Annotated in this window: 1 protein-coding gene, 3 tRNA genes and 2 rRNA genes; all 6 read left to right on the forward strand. The window is 32.7% G+C overall.

From position 1 onward, the window contains the following. The first annotated feature begins 82 nt into the window (after positions 1-82). Positions 83-157, forward strand: a tRNA-Asn gene (locus tag BN1075_RS00505). Between the two features lie 6 nt (positions 158-163). Further along, positions 164-281: ribosomal RNA gene (gene rrf, locus BN1075_RS00510) — 5S ribosomal RNA — on the forward strand. 4 nt (positions 282-285) lie between these two features. Then, a tRNA-Ile gene (locus BN1075_RS00515) sits at positions 286-362 on the forward strand. Positions 363-367: 5 nt separating this feature from the next. Beyond that, positions 368-443: transfer RNA gene (locus BN1075_RS00520), tRNA-Ala, on the forward strand. A 150-nt stretch (positions 444-593) separates the two neighbouring features. After that, positions 594-1,340: a 5'/3'-nucleotidase SurE gene (gene surE, locus BN1075_RS00525; RefSeq protein ID WP_040191072.1), complete on the forward strand. Its 747-nt coding sequence runs from the start codon at positions 594-596 to the stop codon at positions 1,338-1,340. 773 nt (positions 1,341-2,113) lie between these two features. Further along, a 16S ribosomal RNA gene (locus BN1075_RS00530) occupies positions 2,114-2,178 on the forward strand; the annotation flags it as partial.

A 2,178-nucleotide genomic window follows, 5' to 3' on the forward strand; every position in this document is an offset into this window, starting at 1 on the left:
GAACACGAAGGTTAAGCATTAAGAGGCCGATAGTACTGCATGGGAAGCTGTGTGGGAGGGTAGGTGGTTGCCAGGTAAATGTTCCGCGATAGCTCAACGGTGGAGCACTCGGCTGTTAACCGATAGGTTGGAGGTTCGAATCCTCTTCGCGGAGCCATTTAAATTTGGTGATAATGCTCTTAATGGATACACCCGTTCCCATACCGAACACGAAGGTTAAGCATTAAGAGGCCGATAGTACTGCACGGGAAGCTGTGTGGGAGGGTAGGTGGTTGCCAAGTCTGAGGATCTTTAGCTCAGTTGGTTAGAGCAACCGGCTCATAACCGGTAGGTCCGGGGTTCGAGTCCCTGAAGGTCCACCATATTTGGGGGTATAGCTCAGTTGGGAGAGCACCTGCCTTGCACGCAGGGGGTCAAGAGTTCGAATCTCTTTATCTCCACCATAACACACTGTAATAACTTACAGTGTGTTTTTTTATTTTTTGTAGTAACAAATAAAATAGAGTTTATTATGATAGAATTATATGAGAATGATAGAGTAATATATGAAAGGAGGAACTTAATAAATCAAACTGTTTATTAAGTGAAAATTTATGAATATACTCATAACAAACGATGATGGAATACAAGCTAGAGGTTTGCAGGTAATAAGTAAAAAATTACAAGGGGTACATAATATTTTGGTTGTGGCACCTGATAGTCAAAAAAGTGCAAGTAGTCATTCCATTACATTAACTTCACCAATTATAATTAAGGAAGAAAAAATAGACGGTGTAGGAGGTGTGTGTTTTAGTGTTGGAGGAACACCAGTTGACTGTACTAAAATTGCTATAACGACATTAGCTAAAGATAAAATAGATTTGGTTGTATCTGGAGTTAATGATGGATTTAACCTTGGTACAGATGTGCTTTATTCAGGAACTGTATCAGCTGCAATAGAGGGAGCCATAAACTATACACCTGCAATTGCATTATCTTGTGATGGAAGTGATGAAAGTTATGAAATTGCAGCTGAATATGCAGAGATGATAATTAAGAAGATAGAAAAAGTAGATTTAGGCAATGTAGTATTAAATGTAAACATACCGTCAGTAAAAAAAGATTTGATTAAAGGTGTAAAAGTATGTGGTATAGGTGAGAGAAATTATAATAATATATATGTTGAAATGGATGGAAGTAAAGAACATTCAGTTTATAAAATCACTGGCTCGCCACAACCACCAGCAGAAAAGAATACAGATGTAGCATATATAAATCAGGGATATGTTACAATTACACCTCTTCATTATGATTTGACAAATTTTAAATTGATAGAATGTATAACGGAAATAATAAAATAATAAAAAAATGGATAAGGATATATAGATATAATTAATAATATAAAATTGTATGTAAGTATAATGAAAAATTCGTCACGAATATAGATTTAACTGGTAATTAAAAGATATCTTTTATTAAAGAACTGGTTGAAAAGTAGAAAAAAGCGAAATAGTTTTTAAGATTATTTCGCTTTTTCTTATATAAATTAATAAAAAAATTATCATTTATCTAGTAAAGTCGCAAAAAGGAACAGTAAAAAATAAGAGAATTCTTCAAAAGTATATAGAATAATAGATTTAAACGTAAAATAAAGAGACGAACAATAAATAAGTATAATAGCAATTATTACAGTAAAAATCATTATTTTTGATATTTTAATATATTTATATCAACATATACTATACCTTGTGTATCAATGTAAGTAATTTGATGGAATTAATATAAACTATAAGAAATAACATTATAATTTAGCTAAAATCAATACAAACATTAAGAAATGAAAAATTTATATGATAAGATAATCCATGTCGCTGAGAGATGCGGCAAGAAACAACAGAAGCTAAGTAGTTAACTCTTTTAAAAGAAAGAAAAACTTCTTAAAAAAAGTTGTTGACAGATAAGAAATTGTCTAGTAGAATAGTAAAAGTCGTCACTAGTGAGTGACACAAAAGAATTGGTCTTTGAAAATTAAACAGAGGAATAAAGGTAAAACCAGTTAATTTCGATAGAGATAATCTATCAATAAATGACTTTAACAAGTCAGCGAAACAATTAGAGCGCAGCTCAAACTTTTTAAATTGAGAGTTTGATCCTGGCTCAGGACGAACGCTGGCGGCGTGCCTAACACATGCAAGTCGA

It is taken from the genome of Clostridium culturomicium (genome assembly GCF_000821305.1).
Lineage (GTDB): Bacteria > Bacillota > Clostridia > Clostridiales > Clostridiaceae > Clostridium_J > Clostridium_J culturomicium.

Excerpts from the sequence above, each read along its gene's own strand:
- surE (WP_040191072.1), top strand. The coding sequence starts at position 594 with ATGAATATACTCATAACAAACGATGATGGAATACAAGCTAGAGGTTTG.